The organism is Streptomyces sp. NPDC008317 (assembly GCF_042955955.1).
Taxonomy (GTDB): domain Bacteria; phylum Actinomycetota; class Actinomycetes; order Streptomycetales; family Streptomycetaceae; genus Actinacidiphila.
Genome location: NZ_JBIBFQ010000001.1, coordinates 798,927 through 820,266, shown reverse-complemented (window position 1 = coordinate 820,266; position 21,340 = coordinate 798,927). Strand labels below are relative to the sequence as shown.

15 protein-coding genes are annotated in these 21,340 nt (G+C 72.7%); 7 read left to right on the top strand and 8 right to left on the bottom strand.

All coding sequences use genetic code 11. From position 1 onward, the window contains the following. Positions 1-10: 10 nt before the first annotated feature. Positions 11-574 carry a TetR family transcriptional regulator gene (locus tag ACFY9V_RS03445; protein WP_391159575.1) on the bottom strand — a complete coding sequence of 188 codons (564 nt, stop codon included), beginning with the start codon at positions 572-574 and terminating at the stop codon, positions 11-13. A 117-nt stretch (positions 575-691) separates the two neighbouring features. Between ACFY9V_RS03445 and ACFY9V_RS03440 the strand changes: the two genes are divergently transcribed. The 3 genes from ACFY9V_RS03440 (at position 692) to ACFY9V_RS03430 (ending at position 3,536) form a co-directional block, all read left to right on the top strand. Next, the gene (locus ACFY9V_RS03440; RefSeq protein ID WP_391159081.1) at positions 692-1,909 is read left to right on the top strand and encodes a zinc-binding dehydrogenase; all 1,218 of its coding nucleotides are present in this window, start codon (positions 692-694) and stop codon (positions 1,907-1,909) included. A gap of 108 nt (positions 1,910-2,017) precedes the next feature. Continuing rightward, positions 2,018-2,407, top strand: a complete 390-nt coding sequence (locus ACFY9V_RS03435; RefSeq protein ID WP_355336481.1) for an MmcQ/YjbR family DNA-binding protein — start codon at positions 2,018-2,020, stop codon at positions 2,405-2,407. Positions 2,408-2,714: 307 nt separating this feature from the next. After that, positions 2,715-3,536, top strand: a complete 822-nt coding sequence (locus ACFY9V_RS03430; protein ID WP_391159079.1) for a helix-turn-helix domain-containing protein — start codon at positions 2,715-2,717, stop codon at positions 3,534-3,536. A 374-nt stretch (positions 3,537-3,910) separates the two neighbouring features. On the opposite strand, the gene ACFY9V_RS03425 is transcribed toward ACFY9V_RS03430, so the two are convergent. Beyond that, positions 3,911-8,368, bottom strand: a complete 4,458-nt coding sequence (locus ACFY9V_RS03425) for a hypothetical protein (RefSeq protein WP_391159078.1) — start codon at positions 8,366-8,368, stop codon at positions 3,911-3,913. A 249-nt stretch (positions 8,369-8,617) separates the two neighbouring features. On the opposite strand from ACFY9V_RS03425, the gene ACFY9V_RS03420 reads away from it, so the two are divergent. After that, entirely contained in the window at positions 8,618-10,507 is a 1,890-nt protein-coding gene (locus ACFY9V_RS03420; RefSeq protein ID WP_391159076.1) for a discoidin domain-containing protein, read from the top strand. Positions 10,508-10,602: 95 nt separating this feature from the next. On the opposite strand, the gene ACFY9V_RS03415 is transcribed toward ACFY9V_RS03420, so the two are convergent. The 4 genes from ACFY9V_RS03415 to ACFY9V_RS03400 form a co-directional block, all read right to left on the bottom strand. Beyond that, positions 10,603-11,778 (bottom strand): glycosyl hydrolase, encoded by a 1,176-nt coding sequence (locus tag ACFY9V_RS03415; protein ID WP_391159073.1) that lies wholly within the window; start codon positions 11,776-11,778, stop codon positions 10,603-10,605. A gap of 131 nt (positions 11,779-11,909) precedes the next feature. Further along, positions 11,910-13,556, bottom strand: a complete 1,647-nt coding sequence (locus ACFY9V_RS03410; protein ID WP_391159071.1) for a glycosyltransferase family 39 protein — start codon at positions 13,554-13,556, stop codon at positions 11,910-11,912. Beyond that, positions 13,553-14,830 (bottom strand): glycosyl hydrolase, encoded by a 1,278-nt coding sequence (locus ACFY9V_RS03405; protein ID WP_355336486.1) that lies wholly within the window; start codon positions 14,828-14,830, stop codon positions 13,553-13,555. The genes ACFY9V_RS03410 and ACFY9V_RS03405 overlap by 4 nt, the downstream gene beginning before the upstream one ends. Continuing rightward, positions 14,823-16,142 carry a glycosyltransferase family 2 protein gene (locus ACFY9V_RS03400; RefSeq protein ID WP_355336487.1) on the bottom strand — a complete coding sequence of 440 codons (1,320 nt, stop codon included), beginning with the start codon at positions 16,140-16,142 and terminating at the stop codon, positions 14,823-14,825. The genes ACFY9V_RS03405 and ACFY9V_RS03400 overlap by 8 nt, the downstream gene beginning before the upstream one ends. Positions 16,143-16,710: 568 nt before the next feature. On the opposite strand from ACFY9V_RS03400, the gene ACFY9V_RS03395 reads away from it, so the two are divergent. Beyond that, positions 16,711-17,808 carry a glycosyl hydrolase gene (locus tag ACFY9V_RS03395; RefSeq protein ID WP_391159068.1) on the top strand — a complete coding sequence of 366 codons (1,098 nt, stop codon included), beginning with the start codon at positions 16,711-16,713 and terminating at the stop codon, positions 17,806-17,808. A gap of 79 nt (positions 17,809-17,887) precedes the next feature. Next, complete coding sequence (locus ACFY9V_RS03390; protein ID WP_391159065.1) at positions 17,888-18,910, top strand: hypothetical protein; 1,023 nt, start codon at positions 17,888-17,890, stop codon at positions 18,908-18,910. A gap of 68 nt (positions 18,911-18,978) precedes the next feature. Here the strand turns inward: ACFY9V_RS03390 and ACFY9V_RS03385 are convergent, their stop codons facing one another. After that, on the bottom strand, positions 18,979-19,395 hold the full coding sequence (locus tag ACFY9V_RS03385; RefSeq protein ID WP_355336490.1) for a MarR family winged helix-turn-helix transcriptional regulator: 417 nt from the start codon (positions 19,393-19,395) through the stop codon (positions 18,979-18,981). Positions 19,396-19,458: 63 nt separating this feature from the next. Here ACFY9V_RS03385 and ACFY9V_RS03380 point away from each other — a divergent pair, with 63 nt between their 5' ends. After that, the gene (locus tag ACFY9V_RS03380) at positions 19,459-20,235 is read left to right on the top strand and encodes an alpha/beta fold hydrolase (RefSeq protein ID WP_391159062.1); all 777 of its coding nucleotides are present in this window, start codon (positions 19,459-19,461) and stop codon (positions 20,233-20,235) included. Positions 20,236-20,331: 96 nt separating this feature from the next. Here the strand turns inward: ACFY9V_RS03380 and ACFY9V_RS03375 are convergent, their stop codons facing one another. Then, positions 20,332-21,216: a sigma-70 family RNA polymerase sigma factor gene (locus ACFY9V_RS03375; RefSeq protein WP_391159059.1), complete on the bottom strand. Its 885-nt coding sequence runs from the start codon at positions 21,214-21,216 to the stop codon at positions 20,332-20,334. Between the last annotated feature and the right edge of the window lie 124 nt (positions 21,217-21,340).

Below are 21,340 nucleotides of genomic sequence, written 5' to 3'. Positions count from 1 at the left end.
CCGTCGGCGCTCAGGCCGCGCCGGAGGACGGCGCGCTCGCCCGTACCAACTCCCGTGCCAGACCGACGCTTTCCGCGAGTGTGTCGAGCGGCAGCGGCTGGGTGGCGAGCGCGCCCTCGTGCAGCAGGAGGAGCCGGGTGGCCAGGGCGGCGGGGGACGCGCAGGCCGCCGCAGTGGCGAGGCGCTCGAAGAGCCCGAGCAGCCAGAGCTTCTGGTCCGCGGCGACGCGGTGTGCGGGGTGCGCGGGGTCGGGGAGTTCGGCCAGGGCGTTGATGAACGCGCATCCGCGGGTGTTGGTCGCGCTCCAGGTCCGCAGCGCCTCGAAGGGCGCGGTGACGGCCTCGACGGGGTCGTCGCAGGCGTCGACGGCGGCGCGGACGAGGGCCCGCCAGCGCCGGTCGCGCTCGCCGAGGTAGACCGCCACGAGCCGGTCCTTCGAGCCGAACTGGTTGTACAGCGTCCGCTTGGTCACGCCCGAGTGCTCGGCGATCAGGTCCACGCCCACCGCCGTGATCCCGCGCCCGTAGAACAGCTCCTCGGCAGCCGCCGCGATACGGCGGCCCGCGGCGGTCATGGGCCTTACGTCGCCCGCTTCCGTCTCCTGGACCTCCGGCATCGGGCCCCCCTTCACTGATCGGTGTACCGTGGGTTGATGTTCACAGATCAGTGTACTCAGGAGGACGGTGGAGCGATGAGCGTGCCCGGGACCATGCGTGCGGTACGGATCGCCGGTCACGGCGGGCCGGAGGTGCTGGAGGCGGTGGAGGTGCCTGTGCCCGCCCCGGGGGCGGGCGAGGTGCTGGTCGAGGTCGCCGCCGTCGCGCTCAACAACACCGACCTGTGGACGCGCGAGGGTGCGTACGGGAGCCCGCAGGACGCGACGGCGCTGTCCGGCTGGCGCGGGCCGATCGACTTTCCGCGGATCCAGGGGGCCGACGTGGCCGGGCGGGTCGTGGCGGTCGGGCCACGGGAGGACGTCTCCGCCGACGGGGGCGCTGGCTTCGAAGGGGGCACTGGCCTCGACGGGGGCGCTGTGGTTGACCGGGACACGGCGCGGGCGGTTGACGGGGACACGGCGCGGGCGGTCGCCGGGAACGCCGCCGAGGCGGCGGCCCGGGGCACGGCCGCGGAGCCGAACCCGTACGCGGGCCTCCTCGGCCGCCGCGTCGTCATCGACCCGGCCGTCTACGACTCCGACCGCCAGGACGCGAATCCCATCGGCCTCATGGGCAGCGAACGCGACGGCGGCTACGCCGAATACGTGACCGCGCCGGTCGGCCGCGTGCACGACATGACCGAATCCCCGCTCACGGACGACCAGTTGGCGTCGCTGCCGACCGCGTACGGCACGGCGCTCGGCATGATCGAGCGCGGCGGGCTGCGGGACGGCGAAACCGCCCTGGTCTCCGGCGCGTCCGGCGGCGTCGGCCTCGCCCTGACCCAACTCGCCCGCGCGCGCGGCGCGAAGGTGCTCGCCGTCAGCAGCGGTTCCAAGGCCGACGCGGTCCGCGCGGCGGGCGCGCACGTCGTCATCGACCGCGCGCGGGACGTCGCCGGGCAGATCCGCGCCGCCGCCCCGGACGGCATCGACATCGGACTCGACGTCGTCGCCGGGGAGTTGGTGAGCGCGTGCCTGCCACTGCTGCGCGAGGGCGGCCGGTGGGTGGTCGCGGGGGCGCTCGGCGGGTACGGCGTCACCTTGGACGTACGCCGTCTGTATCTGCACAACGCGCGGGTGATCGGCTCCTCGATGCACACGCCCGCGCACTTCGGGCTCCTCATGGACCTGGCGCGCGAGGGCGCTGTCCGCCCGGTCGTCGCGGCGACGTTCCCGCTCGTGCGGGCCGCGCGGGCGCAGGAGGAACTGGCCCGCAGGGGGCACGTGGGGAAGATCGTGCTGCACCCGTAGGCCCGCCCGCGGCGCCGGGCGGCGGCCTCCCCCGCACGCGCGCCCCGCCGTGGTGGAATTGGGTGCGTTCGAGCGAGGCGGGCGCGCGGGCACGCGGACGGAGCCGGGATGGGGAGAGTCGTGGGGCGGCGGGCAGTGCTGGGGAGCGGGGATGTGCGGCGCGTGGCGCTCGGGCTGCCCGGGACCGTCGAGAAGGAGTTGTGGGGACATCCCACGTTCCATGTCGGCCGCCGGATGTATGTGACGGTGCCCGACGACGGGACGTCGTTCGCGGTGCGCTGTCCACGGCACGAGCGCGCGGAGCTGATCGCCTCGGAGCCGGAGAAGTTCTGGGTGCCCGCGCACGAGGCCCACTCGTCGTGGGTACGGGCGCGGCTGGCGGCGCTCGAGGACGAGGGCGAGCTGTACGACATCCTGCTCGACTCGTGGCAGCAGGCGGCGCCGCAAGAGCTGGTCGAGACGTTCCCGGCGAACGGCCGTCGCCCCGAACGGAATTGATTCACCCGGCGGGCGGGGGCTGCCCATCAATGCGCGCTGCCGTGGAATCAATCTCGCGGGCGTCGCATACGGGGTCCGCGGGGATCGTCGCGGAAGGGCAGCACCGCCGATGGACGAAGCACGTCCGCACGCATGGGAGTTGGGGCAGGTCTGGCTGACGGTGGTGCGCCCGCCGGGACCGCTGACCGTACGGCCGGGGCCGGGGCGGGGATCGGGGCCGGGGCTTGGGCTTGGGCTTGGGCAGGGGCCTGGACGTGGACCGGGGCATGGGCCTGGGCCGGGGGTCGACCACTGGCGGCTGGCGCTGGTGTCGGAGGGGCCGCTGACGCTGCGCAGGGCGGACGGGGTGGACCGGGGGGACCTGAGCGTTGCCGGGAACGGTGCCGCGAACGTCGGCCGGACCGGTGGCGGAGACCTCGGCGGGGACGCGGAACGCGACCGGGCCGGTACGCGGCTGGAGGCCGGCGAGCTGGGGCTGTGGGAGCCCTCACGGCCGTTGCTCGTCAGGGCGGTTGAGTCCGCCGCGCCGCGAGGGCGGGCGATCGTGCTGCACCTGCCGCGCGAGGCGGTGCCGGTGCCCGCCAGGTCGCTGAGGCACCTGGTCGCGCGCCCGCTCCCCTCCGACACCGGACCCGCCGCGCTGCTGGCGCACTACGTCGAAGGGCTCGCCGACCAGGCGGCCGGTTCGGTGCTCGCCCCGCAAGGCGCGCGCCTCGGCTCGGCGGCGCTGAGCCTGGCCACGGCCTTCCTGGCCCAGCTCGCGGAACCGGCGCCGGTACCCGCGTCCCGCACCCTCGAACTCCGTTGCGCCATAGGCGAGTACATCGACCGCCACCTCGCCGCGCCCTGGCTGTCGCCCGCCGCCATCGCCTCCGCGCACCACATCTCGGTGCGCTACCTGCACCACCTCTTCCGCCAGGACGGCGGCCGTACGGTCGGCGGACACGTCCGCGCCGAACGGCTCAACCGCTGCCGGGCCGATCTGGCCGACCCTCGGATGGCGCACCGCAGCGTCAACCGGATCTGCGCGCGGTGGGGCTTCCCGGACGCGGCGGTCTTCGGCCGTGCCTTCAAGAAGGAGTACGGCGTCGCGCCCGGCGCCTACCGCAGGCGGCTGTTGAGCGCGTGAGCGTCCACACCGCCCCCGCGCACGCCCGCCGAGCGGGCGACCGTACGCCCGAACTCCCCGCCCCCACACGACCGGTCGGCCGAGGCGCGACCCCTGCCCCCATCGCGGCTCACTGCGGTCGTCCTCCCCGATCGTCGTCGCCACTGACGACCCGCACCGCGCGCCGCGCTCTCGGCCCACCGGCCCCGGGCACCCTCCCCCGTGCGCCGGGCCACCGAGTCTGCCGGGGGCCGAGCCGCCCGTCATCGGCCCTGTGCGCAAGGGAGTTGACCGAGAGCGCAATGCCGGGCCCGCGCGGCGCGGGCCTCAGCGGGCGGTGGTGCGGCAGACCGGGCGGGCCTCAGCGGGCCGTGGTGCCGCAGACCGGGCGGGCCTCAGCGGTCCGTGGTGGTGCCGCAGACCGGGTGGGCCGGTTCGTCGGGGAGATACGTGCCGCGCTCCACCCGGGTGAGGTCGCGGCCGACCGCGCGGCAGACGGCGGTGACGGCCGCCGCGGGGTCCGGCAGGTCAACGGCCCACAGCCGCACGGTCTGTTGCGGGTCGAGGACGAGGAGCGTGTGCGCGTCGGGGCCGAAGGCGAGGTCGGTTGCGGAGCGGGGCGCCGCCGTGAGGGTGGCCCGCACGTGTCCGGTGGCCACGTCCAGGAGGTGCACGGGCCCGTCCCAGTCGCCCGCCGCGACGGTCCGGCGGTCGGGGGTGAAGGCCACCGACGTCACGGGCGCGGTACGGCCGGTGGCCAGCGCGCGGGTGCGGCCGGTCGTCAGGTCGGCGAGCAGGACGTGGCCGTCCCAGGTGCCGACGGCGGCCGTGCGCCCGTCCGAGCTGAGCGCGACGCCCGAGTCCACCATGGGCATGCTGCCCGAACTGCCGTGCACAGGAGCGCCGTTGAGGATGGACCGGGTCTCCCCCGTGCCCAGGTCGACGAGCGCGACCGCGCCGTCCACGGTCTGCGCGGCCACGATCCGGCCGTCCGGGCCGAAGACGGGTCCCGTGCCGGGTGCGATCCACACGCGGAAGGTCGTACGGAAGCGGTGCGCGCGCACGTCCCACGGCCGCAACCGGCCGTCGTAGTCGGCGATGACGAGCGTACGGCCGTCGGGGCTGAACGCCAGGCCGCCCGCGTTCCCGACCGCCGCAAGGGTGGCGGTGACCTGCCCCGACACGGTGTCCCACAGCCGCACCGAGCCGTCGCCGTCCCAACTGGCCACCGCGCGACCGTCCTTGGTGACAGCGACCGCGACCGGCGGCGGTCCCGAGGACGGACCGGCCAGGACGCGCACATGTCCGGTGGCCGTGTCGCGCAGCCGGAGTCCGCCGTCCGTTCCGGCCAGTACGACGCCACCGCCGCCGAAGGCCGCCGCCGCGACGCCTGGCAGGACGGCGGGGCCGTTCGTCACGTCCCACAGCCGTACGGTGCGGTCCGCGCCCGCCGTCGCGAGGGTGCGGCCGTCGGGGCTGAAGGCGAGCGCGCGGACGGTGCCCGTGTGACCGGACAGCACCGCGCGGGCCCTGCCGGTGGCCACGTCCCAGATCCGTACCGTCCGGTCGTCGCCGCCGGTCGCGAGGGTGCGGCCGTCCGGGCTGAACGCCAGCGCGCCGACCTGGCCCGCGTGCCCGGACAGCACCGCGCGTACGCGGCCGGTCGCCGCGTCCCGGATCCGCACCTTGCCGTCGGCGAAGTCCCCCGTGGCCACGCTGCGGCCGTCCGGGCCGCACGCGAGGTCGAGGAAGTCCCCTCCGTCGTCCGGGACTTCGTGGGCCTGCGACCTGGCGGCGAAGTCGGCCAGCGGGCGGCCGGTCCGGGTGTCCCACTCGCGGATCCGCCCGGCGTCGGACATCGCCACGACGCGCCCGCCCGCGCAGAACGCCACCGGTCCCGGGATCTTCTCGCGGCTGGTGACGATCCGCCGGTCGCGGCCGGTCGCCACGTCCCACAGCCTGATCGCGCCGCCGCGGTCCGCGGTGACGGCGGTGCGGGCGTCGGGGCCGAGTTCCCAGTCCAGCGGCGGCTCAGGGCCGAGGGCCACGGTCCTGGCCGCCCGGCCGCCCTCGGCGGACACCGGGCGCAGGTCCAACTCCCCCTTCCAGCCGGTGATCGCGAGGGTGCGGCCGTCCGCGCCGTACGCCAGCGCGGTCGCGCCCGCGCTCGGGTGGCCTACCGTCGAGCGGACCCGGCCGCCCGCCGCGTCCCACTGGATCACCGTGCCCGCGCTGTCGCCGGTCGCGAGGGTGCGGCCGTCCGGGCTGAACGCCAGTGACTCCACGTCGTGTTCGCGGTCCGGCGGACGCAGGACGGCTTTGAGGGGCAGCGCTGCGGCGGCTTCGAGGCTGACCACCGCCTCGGTGGTGGGGCTCTCGCGGTACGCCTGGACGGCCAGCAGCGAGGCGAGTTCGGGGTCGGAGCCGACGAGCGCGTCCGACGTGGTGGCGAGCTGCCGCGACAGCGCGACCTGCCGGGCGGCGTCGGCGGCCCTGCGCTGCCGCTCGTTGCTTCGGCTCTGCGTCCACGCCGTCGCCCCGGCCGCCACGGCCAGGACGAGGAGTACGGACAGGGTCGCCGTCAACGCGCGGAGTCTGCGGGTGGTTCGGGCGGCGGCCTGTTCCTCGCGGCGGCGGGCGGCGGTGCTCGCGTCGAGGAACGCCCTTTCGGTGGGCGTCAGTTCGTCGGGTCCGCCGTTCGCCTCCGCCGCCGGGAACGCCTCCTCGGCCGGGAACGCCTCCTCGGCCGCCGCGAGCCGCGAGCCCCGGTACAACGCGCCCGGTTCGCGGTCGAGTTCGTGCCACATCACCGCCGCGTCGGTGAGCCGACGGTGCACGCGCAGCCGGGTCCGCTCGGCGTCGATCCAGGACCGCAGGCGTGGCCACGCCTGGATGAGGGCTTCATGGGCGAGGTCGACGGTCCCGTCGTCCACGGTGATCAGCCGGGCCCTGGCCAGCTCGTCCAGGACGACGGCCGTGTCGTCCGCGCCCAGGGCGAGTTCGGCGCGGGCCACCGGTCTGCGGGTGTCGGGGGTGCCGTCGCCCGGCATGACCAGGCGGAGCAGCACGCGGCGCGCGAGGGCCGCCTGCTCGGCGGTGAGCCGGTGGTAAAGGTCCTCCGCCGTACGGGAGATGGCGCCGTGCAGACCACCGGCCTCGTCGTACGCCCGCTCGGTCAGCGCCCGGCCGGCGCGCCGCCGCCACGTCTCCAGCAGCGCGTGCGACATCAACGGCAGCCCGCCCGGCTCCCCCACGACCTCCGCGACCACCCGTGCGGACAGCGCCCTCTCCACGATCAGCCCCGCGGCCTGCGCCGGCCGCACCACCGCCTCCCGCAACTCGTCCCGGTCCATCGGCCCCGCCAGCAGCGTCGCGTCCTGCAACGCCCCGATCAGCCGCGGATGCTCCGCGCACCGCCCCAGAAAGTCCGCCCGCACCGCGATCACCACCCGCGTCCGCCCCGCCGGATGCGCCGCGGCCAACAGCCGCTCAATGAACCCCTCCCGCTCCGCCGCGTCGGCGCACAGCGTGAACAGCTCCTCGAACTGATCCACAATCAGCCATGTATCCCCCCCGCCACCCTCCGCACCGGACCCCGCACCAACCCCCCGACCGCCCACCGGCCCAAGTCCCGGACCAGCCCCCCGACCGCCGGTCGCGCCGATCGCCGTACCAGCCGTGAAGCCAGCCGCGCCAGCGCCCTCCGGGCCGGACTCGGAGCCGGTCACATGCCCAGCCGCCGTACCGCCGGACGAGCCGGACCCCGCGTCAGCCGCGTACCCAGCCGCCGGACCAGCGGTGCCCGTCGCACGACCGACCGCCGGGCCAGGCTCCGGGCCGGACGCGTGCCCAGCCGCCCGACCGTCGGTCGAATCCGTCGCCGCACTCGCGGCCGAGGCCGTCGCGGGACCAGACGCGTGCCCGTCCGCCGGACCGGCCTCCGGGCCTCGCTCCGGATCGGCCGTCGTACCCGTCGCACGACCGCCCTCCAAGCCGGACGCCGGACCGGATGCGTGCCCGGCAGGGCGACCGCCCTCCGGGCTGGGCTCGGAGCCGATCACGTGCCCAGTCGCCGGACCACCCGCCACGCCAGGCCCCGGACCAGCCGCAAGCCCAGCCGCCCGACCGTCGGTCGAATCCGTCGCCGCACTCGCGGCCGAGGCCGTCGCGGGACCACCCTCCGGATCGGCCGACGTGCCCGTCGCACGACCGCCCGCCGGGCCGGGGGCCGGGATGCCCGCGGTGCTGGCCGCAGGGTCGTACGTGGAGCTCGCCGCAGGCGTCAGGTGGGGGGCGTGGTCGCGGAGCGGATGGGCGCCGGGGGTGAGGATGCGGAGGGCGGCGGGGCGGGTGGCGGGGTCGGCGACTTGCTGGAGGCGGGGGATGAGGCCGGCGCGCAGGAGGGAGGACTTGCCGCTGCCGGAGGGGCCGAAGACGGCGGTGAAGCGGCGGCGGGCGGTGAGTTCCAGCAGGCGGTCGGTGAGGCGGTCGCGGCCGAAGAAGATGTCGGCGTCGCCCGCTTCGAACCGGGCCAGGCCGCGGTAGGGCGCCGGGTCGTCGCCGTCCTCGGCGTCCCGCGGCCCCGCGGCCCGCGTGGCCGCCGCCCGCCAGCGCCGCTCCCAGTCGGCCGGATCGCCGCCGCACGCGCGGACGTACGCCAGGACCACCGGCAGCGTCGCCAACGTCTCGCCGGAGGCGGCCCGCGACAGCGTGCTCGCGCCGAAACCCGCGCCCCTGGCCATCGTCCGGTACGTCGGCTTGCCCGCCGCCTCCCGCAAGTCGCGCAGCTCGCGCGCCAGTTGGCGTACCGGGTCGTCGCCCGGCGCCATCTCCTTCTCCGGACGTCCCGACACCGCGCACTCCCCTCGACGGACAGAGCTGCCACGCTACGCAGACCCGCGCCCCACGGGGACGGCCACGGCCCGGAATTGCACTGGGTGCACACCGCTGCCGCATACCTCCCTGGCCGGGCACCGTCCTCCTCCCGTACGGCGCGCGGACGGCTCCGTAAACGTTGCCGGAAGCCTTGACAGGGGCTGGGGCAAGGCCGACTCTCGCGTGGAGAGAGCGCTCTCACGCAACCCCCCACACAAGGAGCAGGCATGTCGATGAGAGACAAGCGCTTGCGGAAACGGCTGGGCGTCGGATTAGTCGCCGTCAGCGCGATGGCCGCGGTGGCGCTGGCCGGTTCGCCGCAGGCCTCGGCGTCCGCGTCGGCGTCCGCCGTAGGAAAGGGCACCGTCTCCCCACAGACGGCGACCCGGACCGCGGCGGCACAAACGGCCGCACAACCGGCGGCGCAACAGGCCGCGCGACAGGCCGCACAACCGGCCGCCGTACAGCCGAACGCCGTCCCCGCCGCCCCGAGCGGCTTCACCACCACCTGGAGCGACGACTTCAACGGCGCCGCCAACACCGGCTTGGACACCGGGACATGGCGCTACGACGCCGGTGAGGGCTGGACCTTCGGGACCGGCGAGATCGAGACGATGACGAACAGCACGGCCAACGTCTACCAGGACGGCAACGGCCATCTGGTGCTCAAGGCACTGCACTCGGGCACGGACCCGAACACCGGCTGGACGTCGGGACGGGTCGAGACCCAGGCGGACGGCTTCGGCGCGCAGCCCGGCGGCGTGGTCCGGATGCAGGCGTCGATCCAGCAGCCGAACGTGACCACGGCCAACGGCGCGGGCTACTGGCCCGCGTTCTGGATGCTGGGGTCGCCGCTGCGCGTGGGCGTGCCGTGGCCGGGTTCCGGCGAGGTCGACATCCTGGAGGACATCAACGGCCGCAGCTCGGTGTTCGGCACCCTGCACTGCGGGACGAATCCGGGCGGCGCGTGCAACGAGTCCAGCGGCGTCGGCAGCGGTGAACGGGCCTGCTCCGGCTGCCAGACGGGCTATCACACGTACGCGGTGGAGATCGACCGCTCGACGTCACCCGAGCAGATCCGCTGGTACCTGGACGGCGCGAACTACTTCACGCTCAGCTCCAACCAGGTGGACGCCACGGCGTGGGCCAACGCCGTCGACCACAGCTTCTACATCATCTTCGACCTGGCGATCGGCGGCGGCTTCCCCGCCGCCTTCGGTGGCGGCCCCAACGCGGCCACGGTCAGCGGCGGTTCGCTGAACGTCGACTACGTGGCGGTCTACAACAAGGCCGCGCCCGGCAGCACCGGCACCAACATCGCCAAGGGTAAGCCGACCACGGCCTCCTCGACCGAGAGCGCGCAGTTCCCCGCGTCGAACGCGACCGACGGCGATGTCACCACCCGCTGGTCGAGCGGCTTCAGCGACCCGCAGTGGGTCCAGGTCGACCTCGGCCAGTCCTACAACCTCACGCACGCGAGTCTGGTCTGGGAGGCGGCGGCCGCATCCGCCTACCAGCTACAGACGTCGGCCAACGGCACGACCTGGACGACGGTCTACTCCAACAACAACAGTCCGGCCGACATCCAGGACACCGCACTGTCGGCCACGGCCCGCTACGTGCGGGTCTACGCGACCGCCAGAACATCCCAATACGGCGATTCGCTGTACGAGTTGGCGCTGTACGGCACACCGACGTCCGGCGGCGGCGACCCCGGCGGACCCGGCACGCCCACCCTGCTGTCGCAGGGGAAGACGGCCACGGCCTCGTCCAGTGAGAACGGCAGCTTCACGGCGGCGAGCGCGGTGGACGGCGACCCCGGCACCCGCTGGTCCAGCACCTTCAGCGACCCGCAGTGGCTCCAGGTCGACCTCGGCGCCAGCCACACCGTCAGCCAGGTCAAGCTCAACTGGGAGGCCGCGTACGCGACGGCGTACCGGATCCAGACCTCCGCGAACGGCACCACCTGGACGGACGTCTACTCCACGACCACCGGCACCGGCGGCAATCAGACGCTGAACGTCACCGGCACCGGACGGTACGTGCGGATGTACGGGACGGCGCGCGCCACGCAGTACGGCTACTCGCTCTGGGAGTTCCAGGTGCTCGGCACCTGACCCTCAGGACCACGTGAGCACGTGAGCACGTAAGCATCAAAGGCCGCCCCCGGTGCACGCGCCGGGGGCGGCCCGCGTACGAACAGCCTTACGCGTCACGGCACTTGCGCCAGCCGCAACGTCCTCGCTCCCGCCTTGAAGGACTCCTGCGCCGCAGTGCTGGACATGAACGTCCAGTCGGAGCCGCCGCCTTCGGCGTGGGTGTACTGGAACCAGATGAAGCCGATGACGTCATGGCGGCTCGCCAGCCACGGGAAGAGGCTGGCGATCCAGGGGGCCTTGCGCCCGCCCGGCTGAGCGCCGGTCTCGGTGATGAGCAGCGGCTTCGCGGTGAACGCGCGCAGGGCGTTCACCGACGGGTCGAGGAGTTCGCCCGCCGTGCGCTCGGCGACCCCGTAGGCGTCCAGGCCGACCCAGTCGACGTAACCGTCTCCCGGATAAAGGGACTTCAGGCTGATGTCGTCCGCGCCGCGCAGCGTGTTCGGGGCCCAGACCCAGATCACATTGGTGGCACCGGCCTGCTGGAAGATGTCGTGGACGTGCTTCCACGCGGCGACGTACTCACCGGGTCTGTTGCCGCCGTTGGGCTCGGCCCACGGGTACCAGTGGCCGTTCATCTCGTGGGCGAAGCGCAGCGCGATCGGGAAGCGGTTGGCTTTGACGGCCTCGGCGAAGGACCTGATGTACGGGTCGTGCGCACCGTCGATGATGGTGCGCAGCGCGTACGAGGGCTGCTCGGTGCCCTTCGCGGAGCCCGCCCACGGTTCCCAGGAGACGACGGGCACGGCGTGCTGGGCGTAGGCGGCGCGGACCGGGCCCGGGTCGAAGCCGCGGGTCCAATTGACGTAGTACTCCACCATGTTGGGCGTGACTCCGCCCGCGTCGCGGCCGACTCCGGCCAGGACGGCCGAATTCCAGGGCGCGTCGGGCTTGGCGACGCCGAAGTACGTGGTCCCGGCGAGCGGTCGGCGGATGGCGTCCTTGCCGGGCACGGCGGTCCGCGGCGGTCCCGGCGCGATGGTCGACACCCCGTCGCCGTCGGCCGCGCTGCTGTCGGCCGCTCGGTCGGCTCCCGCGCTACGGTCGCCGCCCCCGTCCCCGCCGTCACCCCAGGCGAGCGCGGCGACCCCGATCAGCAGCGCGAGGACCGCGGCGGGCACGACGTACTTCGCCCGCCTCCAGACCTGGCCGTAGAAGGGGCTGGACAGCCGCCCCGGCCAGTTGACGAGCGGACCTCCGCGCGTCCACCGGTCGCGTCTTCCCCCGAGCATGCTCCCCCGCCTCCGTCACCCGTTCCCCCGACGATTCCCTGAACGCCCCGCGCGCCCCGCCCCCGGCGCCCCGCCCCCTTCGGGCCCGGCCACGCCCGCGACCGGCCGAGTCGGCGCGCCCAACGCGTCCGCTACCGCGCCGACTTCCGCGGCAGCCGGTCGAACAGCGTAATCCGCAGGCCGCCCGCGAAGTCCTTCGCGGTGCCCGCCTTGTACTCGGTCTGGAGGAATCTCCCCTCGTCGGCCGTCATCCCCGCGTACGGCGTGCGCGGCGCGGTGGCCACCAGCCAGATCCGCTGGACGTCCTTGGTGCACACCACGGGCGCGGAGCACGGCTGTCCGGTGTACGTACCGTCCCGCTGCGGCGACACCGTCACGTACACCGCGTCCGGCGGGTCGGCCACGGCGCGCAGTTGGTACGCGGTGCCCCGCATCGCCTTGTCCAGCTCACCGCTGTAGACGACCCCGTCGCCGCCGCGCGTCTGCGTCCGCAGCCAGGCCGACGCCGCCTGGTAGTCGGGGAGTCCGGGCCGCGGGTCGGTGCGCAGGCCGTTGAAGGCCGGCAGCGAGACCGCGGCCACGGCGACGGCGGCGACCGCGCCGAGCACGATCTGCCGGGTCGCCGCCCCGCGCTCCCTGCCCGGCAGCAGCTTGGCCAGACCGCACACCCCGGCGCCCGCGAGCAGCGCGACGGCGGGCACGGTGAAGACGAAGTACGACGGCGTGAACAGGTTGCCGTAAGAGCGCAGTCCGAACAGCGCGACCGGCGGCAGCACCGCCCACACCAGCAGCGGTACGCCGTTCCTGCGGCCGAGCAGCACCCCGAGCAGCGCGAGGCCGCCCACCGCGAGGGCGGCGTGCTGCGAGCCGATCAGCTCCTGCGGCAGCCGCAGCAGCGCGTGCACGTCGGTGCCGCCCTGCGGGTCCTGGTGGTTCTGGCCGCGCGCCAGCATCAGCACCGCGAAGAGCGGCGCGACCGGCACCAGCGTCACCGCCAACCACGCCCCGGTGCGCTGGCGTTCGGTGGCCAGCGTGATCAGCAGATACGCCACCACGACCGTGGCCGCTACCGGGTGGAACAGCCCCGTGCACAGCATCCCGAACGCGTATCCGCCCCACCGGTCCGCCCCCACGTGGTCCAGCGCCCGGTACAGCAGCAGCGCCCCCGCCACCACCGACAGCGCCGCCAGCGCGAACGGCCGTGCCTCCTGAGCGAATCGGGTCGTCACCGGCAGCACCGCGAACACCAGCCCCGCGACCAGCCCGGTCGGCGCGTCGAACATCCGGCGGCCGAGCAGCGCCAGCAGTCCCGCCGTCACCGCCATCGCCACCACCGACGGCACCCGCAGCATCGCGGGCGAACTCCCGGCGACCGCGACCCAGATGTGCATCAGCACGTAGTACGGCGCCAGCACCACATCGGTGTTGTCCAGCAGCCGCCCGAGGTCCGACCACGACAGATGCGCCGCCCACCACGTCGCCGCCTCGTCCTCCCTGACCTGCGCCGCACCCACCCGGTACCCGCCGGCGACGAGCGTCACCAGCATCGGCGGCAGCATGATCGCGGCGCGGCCCATCCCGCGCCGCTTCTCCTCCTGGCGCTTCTCCTCCCGCCGGCGCGCCGCCCGCCCGCCCGGGGCCGGGCGGTCCCCGGTGCTGTCGTCCTGGATCTCCCACTCGCCTTGGCCGTGATGGGAGTTCCGCGGCTGCGGAATGATCGAGATGGGAATGGTGTCGGGGTGATCGGGGTGGGGATCCAGCACTTCCCGCTCGTTCATGGGGTGCTCCCGGAAGACGGGGAGGTGCCGGGTGAACCGCTCGGCGGCGCGCCCGGTGAAGGACCGGACGACGTCTTCGTCTGCCCGGTCGCCAGCCGCAGTGTGGCCAGACCGGCCTGGAACGCCTGCTGTTCGGCCTTGCTTGAGGTGAAGCGCCAGTTGGCGCGGGCGCCGGTGTCCCGGTCCTTCTGCATCCAGATGAAGCCGACGATGTCCGGATGGGCCTGGAGCCAGGGGAAGAAGGCCCGGACCCAGTTCAGTTGCTGCTTGTCGATCTGCGCGCCGGTCTCCATGATGATCAGCGGCTTGTCGGCGAAGGTCCGCACCTGTTTGACCGTCGCGCCGAAGGTGATCGCGGGGGTCTTCTCGCGCACGCCGTAGCCGGTCATGCCGATCCAGTCGACGTAGTCGTCGCCCGGGTAGTACGGCTGGAGTTTCACCTTCGGCTTCGGACGGATGATGTTCGGCGACCAGGTCCAGATCACATTGGTGGCCCCGGCCTTGTCGAACAGGTCGTGCACGTGTCGCCACGCCTGCACGTACTCGCCGGGCTTGTTGCCGTTCACCGCCTCCGACCAGGGGTACCAGCCGCCGTTCATCTCGTGCGCGAGGCGCAGCACCAGGGGCCACTTGGCGTCGGCGATGGCCGTGGCCGTACGGGTGATGTAGGCGTCGAACTTGCCGCTGATGATGTTGCCGAGCCGGAACTTGGGCTGATCGGTGTTCGTGTCGAGGATGACGCCGCCCGCCGGATTCTGCACCCCGCCCGCCCAGGGCTCCCAGGTCAGCACGGGGAGCGTGCCGTGCTCGTAGGCCGCCGTCATCGAGTACGGGTTGAACTCGTGCTCCCAGTCGAGGAAGAACGAGGCCATGGTCGGCCGGATGCCGCCGTCGTCGGTGGTGAACTCGTCCAGTTCCTTGGCGTCGTAGGGGGCCTTGACGGTGGCCGCGCCGAAGTAGATGCCGTCCGGCTTCATGAACTGCTGCTTGGTCGGCACGTTCGGGTCGCTCTTGCCCTTGAGCCGGTCCAGCAGTCCCGGGTTGCTCTTGCTGCCGCCGCCGAGTCCGGAGTAGCCGGTGCCCTCCGCGTTGGAGACGACTGCCATGTAGACGCCGTAGGACAGCGCGGAGAGCAGGACCGCGTTGACGGCCATCCAGATCCGCAGCCGGATGCCCGTGCCGCGGCTCCACCAGTGCGACGGCTTCTTGCGCCGTCGCTTGGCCTCCGCCCGGCTCCCGGACCGGTTGGCGGCCGGCCCGTTGTGGCTAGACACTCATCATCACCGACCCCCCGAGCATGAGGCCGCCGATCAGGTACGGCACCAGGACCAGGGCGCTGTGCGACTTCTCGCCCGCGAAGCTGTCGGCGCGGGTGCCCCAACTCGCGTTGTGCGCACAGCGGAAGAAGCCGAGCAGGCGCACGGGGAGCAGCAGCAGGGTGTTGATCACCATGAAGGTGGGCAGGAAGAGCAGGTCCTGCGGCCGGTAGGCGAAGTGCCGCCCGAAGCGGAACATCAGCGAGAACAGCGACATCACGGCGGCCAGCGCGAGGAGCAGCACCAGGGCCTTGGTGGGGTCGCCGGGCAGCGGCAGGTCCTGGTAGATGGTGGGCCGGCCCCGGTGGAAGGCGGCGATCAGCCAGGAGGCGAAGGTGCCGAGCAGCACGAAGGGGACCGCGACGTCGGCGAAGTAGAACAGCGCGAGCATCTTCGCGTTGCGCAGCATCCACGGCATCATCCGCAGCGTGTTGTACTGCGAGCCGCGCGCCCAGCGGTACTGCTGCTTGGCCAGCTTCTTCAACTGGAGCGGGGCGTCGGTGTAGACGAGCGACGTGGACTGGTAGACGGTCTTGTACCCGGCCTTGAGCGTGTAGTTGGTGAGCGTGCGGTCGTCGCTCACCTCCAGGAAGACGCCGAGGAACTTCTCGCCGAGGAAGGCGTCCATGCAGTCGAAGAGGATGTGGCTGCGGAAGGCGATGGTGCGGCCGGGCAGGCAGCCGACGGTGCCGAGCACGCTCATCGCGGGCATCGCGTACTGGCAGCGCACGCTCTCCAGCCAGTCCGCCCAGCGGGTGAGCACGGTGCGGCTCGGCTGGAGGATGCGCTGACGGGTCGTCACCCCGCCGACCTGGGGGTCGCGGAAGGGCTTGACCAGTTCGCTGAGGGTGTTGGCGGTCCAGATGGTGTCGGAGTCGACGAGTACGGCGATCTCGCCGCTGGACTCGGCCAGGCCGACCTTGAGCGCGTTGCGCTTGCCGGGGACGGGGGTCCACCGCCAGAACACGCCGAGGTCGTCGCAGATGTGCTCAAGCGCCTCGTTGCGGCGGCCGTTGATGACCACGATGATCTCGGTCGGCCGCTGGTCGATGATCCGGCCGACGACCTCGCGGAAGAGGTCCTCGGGCTCGTCCACCACCGGAATGATCACGGAGGTGGTGGTCTGGAACGGGCGCTTCCACGGCTTGTAGCGACGCGCGAGGACGACCTTGATCAGCCACAGCAACCAGATCAGCGCCATGAAGGCGGCGAAGGGGTACACCACCCCCTGGAGCCGCAACTCACGGATCTCCAGCAAGAACGCCAGCATGTCTTCCTTATCGCGCCGATTCCCCCGAGCCACATACAAGGCGGCGTGCCGCAGAGAGCGTAAGTGGTGACACGATTTTTATCATATGAACCTTAGCGTCCCTCACAGGATCACCTTGAGTAACGCCTCTGCCACGTACACAACGGCCCTGTCGCGTGAGCTGTGTTACACCCCGACGACAAGTCCGTTCCGCCCGGCGGCGAATTACCTGGACAAACGACCGGAGCGGTGAAATCCCGGTCACAGTCGTGTAGGTCCTGTGTCCATCGGACTGCTGTCACTGCCGTCCCGCCCGTGACTCACCCCGTCCCGCCGCCGTTTCGCGCCTCCGCGTTTCCGCGCCTGCCCGCCTCCCCACCTCCCCGCCTCCGCGCCTCCGCGGCCGTGCGGTCGTGCGGTCGTGCGGCCGTCCGGCCGTCGCACCGGTTCGGTGCGCGACGGCCCGGCCGACCCGGAGGCCCGGCTCGTGGAACCGGCCACGGCCGCACCGCCCGCACACCTAGAGACGACCATAGGTTCGTCTGATGAGATGCTTCCCGTGACGGTTCGCCGAGCAGAATGGCCGGGAATGAATGTGCTCACACGAGGGACGCGGCGGCGGCCCTTCCTGGTGAACGCCCTGGCAGGCGCGCTCGTGGGCGCCCTGCTGCTGCCGCTGGCCGCGTGCTCCTCCGGAGGCCAGGAGCGCATCGACGACTCCGGCAATCCCTCACAGTCCACGCCTTCCGGAACATCCGCCGCAGACCCCGTGACGCGCACCAAAACCCTGAGCAAGGCGGAGTATCTGCATCCGAAAGGCGTCTATTTCGGCGTCGCGACATTCCACGCGCCGGCATGGGCGACCACCGCGGCCGTGACCGTGGCGTCGGGGCGTCACCCGCGAATGCTGGAGTACTACCAGGGCTGGAACGAGGATTTCTCCGCCGCCGACGCCGAACTCAGTTACAAACAGGGCGCGGTGCCCTTGCTCACCTGGGAGCCGTTCGCCAAGTCACGGGCCGCCGACCAGCCGGAGTACTCGCTGAAGAAGATCGCGTCGGGGTCGTTCGACTCCTATGTGATCCGATTCGCGCGCCAGGTCAAAGCGGCGGGACAGCCGATCGCCCTGCGCTTCGCGCACGAGATGAACGGCGACTGGTACCCCTGGTCCGAGAAGAACAGCGGCAACTCGCGGGGCGACTACGTGAAGGCGTGGCGGCACATCCACGACCTCTTCCAGGCCGTGGGCGCGACCGAGGTGATCTGGGTCTGGAGCCCGAACGCGCTCCGCGGCGCCCGCGGCGTCCCGCTCAAGCCGCTCTACCCCGGCGACAGTTACGTCGACTGGATCGGTGTCGACGGCTACGGCTTCGGCGAGAAGACGGCCACCGAGGTGATCCAGCCCACGGTGGACGAGATCACGAAGTTCTCGCGCAAGCCGATCCTGCTGAGCGAGACCGGCAGTTCACCGGGACCGCAGCAACCCGGCTGGACCGCCGACCTCTTCCGCTGGATCAAGCGGACGCCCAATGTGATCGGCTTCGTGTGGTTCCAGCACAGCGTGGACGAAGGCGGCCAGTACGACTACCGCTTCGACGTCAATCCGCAGACCAAGGCCGCATTCCGGAAGGGACTTGATTCCCTCACCCTGAGCCCGTGGCCGGTCACTCCCGATGCGCCCCAATAAGGGGAGAAGACACCCCGCGTACATGTCTGACGCTATGATTCACCGAAATGAGTGACGGGAAAGGCGAACTCCTCCGGCCATGAGTACTCCCACGGGGCCCCCGGAAGATCCTCGCATACCGCACCAGAACGGTGCCGTACCGCAGGTCGACCGGCAGCAGACGCCACCTGCGCGGCAGACACCGCCCGTACAACCGGCGCAGCGGACGCAACCGGCGCGACCGGCACAACCGGGCTACGGCTTCCCCCCGACCCAGTTCTCGCAGCCGGTCCACCAGGGTTCTCCGTACGAGATCAGGCCCGGGGTTCCGCAGATCCCGCATCCGCAGCCGTATGTGCCCAACCCCAACGAGCCCGACTGGTCGGCGCTCGCGGACCAGCACGTGGCCGAGCAGCGAGCGCGCAAGAAGCGGATGCTGATCATCGCTGTCTCCGCCGTCGTGGTCCTCGCGCTGGCGGGCGGCGCCGCGCTGTTCCTGATGGGCGGGTCCAAGAAGGACGGCGACACCGTCGCCAAGGACGACAAGGACAAGCAGACGACCGCGCCGGCCGTCCAGCCGAGCGATGTCGCCAGCGATTCGCCGAGCACGGAACCGACCGGATCGCCGAGTGGATCACCGAGCGCCACCTCGACGCCCACGATGCAGGGCAAGGACCTCTTCTCCGACACGTCCACGCGGGTCAACGGCCAGACCTTCACGCGCAAGACCACCAGCCACGAAGCGCCGTGCTGGAAGGCCACCCGCAGCGGTCTCGGGCCGACGCTCGGGCCGAACAAGTGCGCCCAGGTCGTGCTCGCCACCTACACCTCGGCGAAGTCGTCGGTGACCGTCGGCGTGATGGTCTTCCCCAGCGCCAAGGAGGCGAACGCGGTGAACAGCGCCTTCAAGGGCGAACTGATCCCGCTCACCAACAAGTCGGGTATCCCGAACTTCTGCGAGAAGGTCGCGTGCGCGGTGACCCACGCCGTCCACGACCGCTACCTTTACACGACGATCGCCGGTCCCAACAACGGCACCGCGGGCGTCAAGGACGACGACGCGATCGCCGCCGGCCAGGGCATCGCCGGCTACACCCTGACCCGGCTGACCGAACTGGACTGACCCGCAGGGGTCGTTGACGCCACGCGACCGCGCCTTGTGAGCCCGTGACCCGTAACAGGGTCACGGGCTCACGTCGGTTCTTCGCCGATGCGGCGCAACAGGGCGAGGAGGGTGGCGCGTTCGGTGTCGTCGAGGGCGGAGAAGGCGGAGGAGAGGACGTCGTCGGCGATGCGGTGGCCGGCGGAGAGGAGGGCTTCGCCGGCGGGGGTGAGGTGGTGTTCGATGCGGCGGCCACGGCCGGGGCGGCGGTCGATGAGGTGGCGGTCGGCGAGGCGGGTGGCGAGGGTGCCGAAGGACTGCTCGGTCTGGAAGGTCGCGGCGGCGAGGTCGCGGGCCGAGGCGCCGGGCGTGCGGGCGACGGCGCGCAGGGCGTCCCACTGGGCGAGGGTGGTGCCGACGGTGGCCAGGCGACTGTCGAGGGCGCGGTGCTGGCGGTACTGCGCCTGCTTGACGGCTCGTCCGAGGAGCTGGAGTTCAACGGGCATGGGCACAGCCTAACACTCCAACTAAGCTTGCTTATATAAATATCCTTAGTTACAGTCGACGGTATGACGACCCCATCGCAGCTCACCGTTGCCGAGACCGGCCCCGCCGACCCGGAGACCGATGCCGCCGCCGCCCGCCCCGTACTGCTGCTGCACGGCGGCGGAGGCCCCTTCACCGTCGCGGGCCTCGGCGCCCACCTCGCCCGTACCGCGCGTGTCCTCACCCCGACCCTCCCCGGCTGGGACGGCACGCCCCGGCCCGAGGCGTACGACGGTGTGGACGACCTCGCCGTGGCGTACCTGGAGCTGCTTCGGGAGCGCGGGCTGCGTGACGTCCTGGTGGTCGGCTCCTCGCTCGGCGGCTGGATCGCGGCCGAGATGGCGGTACGGGACGGCGCGGGCCTGATCACCGGGCTCGTCCTGATCGACGCGGCCGGAGTGCTGGTCGAGGGCGAGCCGATGACGGACTTCTTCGCGCTCGACGCGCGGGGCGTGGCCGAGCACTCCTTCCACGACCCCGACCGCTTCTTCGTGGACCCCGCCACCCTCCCGGCCGGTCAACTGGCCGCGCGCCAGGCGAACATGGCCACCATGCGGATCATCGCGGGCGACCCGTACATGCACACGCCCGGCCTGCGCGAACGGCTCGCCGACGTCCGCGTCCCGACCCTCGTCCTCTGGGGCGAGAGCGACCGCGTCTTCACCCCGGGGTACGGGGCCGCGTACGCCGCCGCCTTCGCCGACGCGCGCTTCGAGGTCGTCCCGAAGGCGGGCCACCTCCCGCAGATCGAGCAGCCGGAGGCGACCTTCGCGGCGATCGACGCCTACCGCGCCCGCTAGGCCCGGCACCCGGCAGAAGAACCGCCCAGGGGCCGCGCCCCAAAACCATCGGCGCCCCCCACGGCAGAGGAACCGTCCTCGCGGCGCGGGGGAGGGTCACTCGTCCACGACGACGACCCGCAGGAGCGAGAGGCGGGCCTCGTCCGCGAGGACGTGAATTTCGGCGACGCGCCCGGATGGGCTGACGGTGAGGGCGAAGACGGCGCGGGCCCGGCCGTCGTGCATCCAGGCGAGCTGGGGGACGCCGTCGACGAGGACGCGGCGAGCCCCCTTGGCCCGGGTGAGGAAGGTGGTGGCGACGGCGGCGGCGCCGCGGACGGAGGTGGCGCCGGACAGGGCGGCGGCGGGATCGGCCCGGAGCACGACATCGGGGTCGAGGAGTTCGAGGAGCGCCTCGAAGTCCCCGCCGCGGGAGGCCGCGAGGAAGGCGTCGACCACGGCGCGGCGCCGTACCGCGGAGCGCTCCTCGTCGACGACGGCGACCCCCTGCACCCGGCGCCGGGCGCGACTGGCGAGCTGACGGGTGGCCGCGGGCGAGCGCTCCACGATCGGCGCGATCTCGTCGAAGGGAACGGCGAACATGTCGTGCAGGACGAAGGCGAGCCGTTCCGCGGGACCGAGCGTGTCGAGGACGACGAGCAGGGCGAGCCCGACCGAATCGGCGAGCAGCGCCTGCTGCTCCGGGTCGGTGTCCTCGGCCGCGGCGGCGCGCGTGACCGGGCCTCCCGAGGGCGTCTCCAGCGGCTCCTCGCGGCGGCTGCCGCGCGAGCGCAGCATGCTCAGCGACACCCGGGCCACCACCGTGGTCAGCCACCCGGCGAGATTGTCGACCTCGTCGGCGTCGATCCGGCTCAGCCGCAGCCAGGTCTCCTGCACCGCGTCGTCCGCCTCGCCGGTGGAGCCGAGCACCCGGTACGCCACCGCGCGCAACCGGCCGCGCTGCTCCTCGAAACGCGCCGCCAGGAACTCGTACTCGTCCATCGGGCCACCCACCTCCGTCACCTCGTCGTCGTGGCAGTGACCCGCCGGACGGGCCCGATGTGACACCTGGCGGTACCGCCACGCACCGTACAGACGCTTTTACTGGGCGGAACGGCCCCCTGCC

Excerpts from the sequence above, each read along its gene's own strand:
- ACFY9V_RS03445 (WP_391159575.1), bottom strand. The coding sequence starts at position 574 with ATGACCGCCGCGGGCCGCCGTATCGCGGCGGCTGCCGAGGAGCTGTTC.
- ACFY9V_RS03440 (WP_391159081.1), top strand. The coding sequence starts at position 692 with ATGAGCGTGCCCGGGACCATGCGTGCGGTACGGATCGCCGGTCACGGC.
- ACFY9V_RS03435 (WP_355336481.1), top strand. The coding sequence starts at position 2,018 with ATGGGGAGAGTCGTGGGGCGGCGGGCAGTGCTGGGGAGCGGGGATGTG.
- ACFY9V_RS03420 (WP_391159076.1), top strand. The coding sequence starts at position 8,618 with ATGTCGATGAGAGACAAGCGCTTGCGGAAACGGCTGGGCGTCGGATTA.
- ACFY9V_RS03415 (WP_391159073.1), bottom strand. The coding sequence starts at position 11,778 with ATGCTCGGGGGAAGACGCGACCGGTGGACGCGCGGAGGTCCGCTCGTC.
- ACFY9V_RS03410 (WP_391159071.1), bottom strand. The coding sequence starts at position 13,556 with ATGAACGAGCGGGAAGTGCTGGATCCCCACCCCGATCACCCCGACACC.
- ACFY9V_RS03400 (WP_355336487.1), bottom strand. The coding sequence starts at position 16,142 with ATGCTGGCGTTCTTGCTGGAGATCCGTGAGTTGCGGCTCCAGGGGGTG.
- ACFY9V_RS03395 (WP_391159068.1), top strand. The coding sequence starts at position 16,711 with ATGAATGTGCTCACACGAGGGACGCGGCGGCGGCCCTTCCTGGTGAAC.
- ACFY9V_RS03390 (WP_391159065.1), top strand. The coding sequence starts at position 17,888 with ATGAGTACTCCCACGGGGCCCCCGGAAGATCCTCGCATACCGCACCAG.
- ACFY9V_RS03385 (WP_355336490.1), bottom strand. The coding sequence starts at position 19,395 with ATGCCCGTTGAACTCCAGCTCCTCGGACGAGCCGTCAAGCAGGCGCAG.
- ACFY9V_RS03380 (WP_391159062.1), top strand. The coding sequence starts at position 19,459 with ATGACGACCCCATCGCAGCTCACCGTTGCCGAGACCGGCCCCGCCGAC.
- ACFY9V_RS03375 (WP_391159059.1), bottom strand. The coding sequence starts at position 21,216 with ATGGACGAGTACGAGTTCCTGGCGGCGCGTTTCGAGGAGCAGCGCGGC.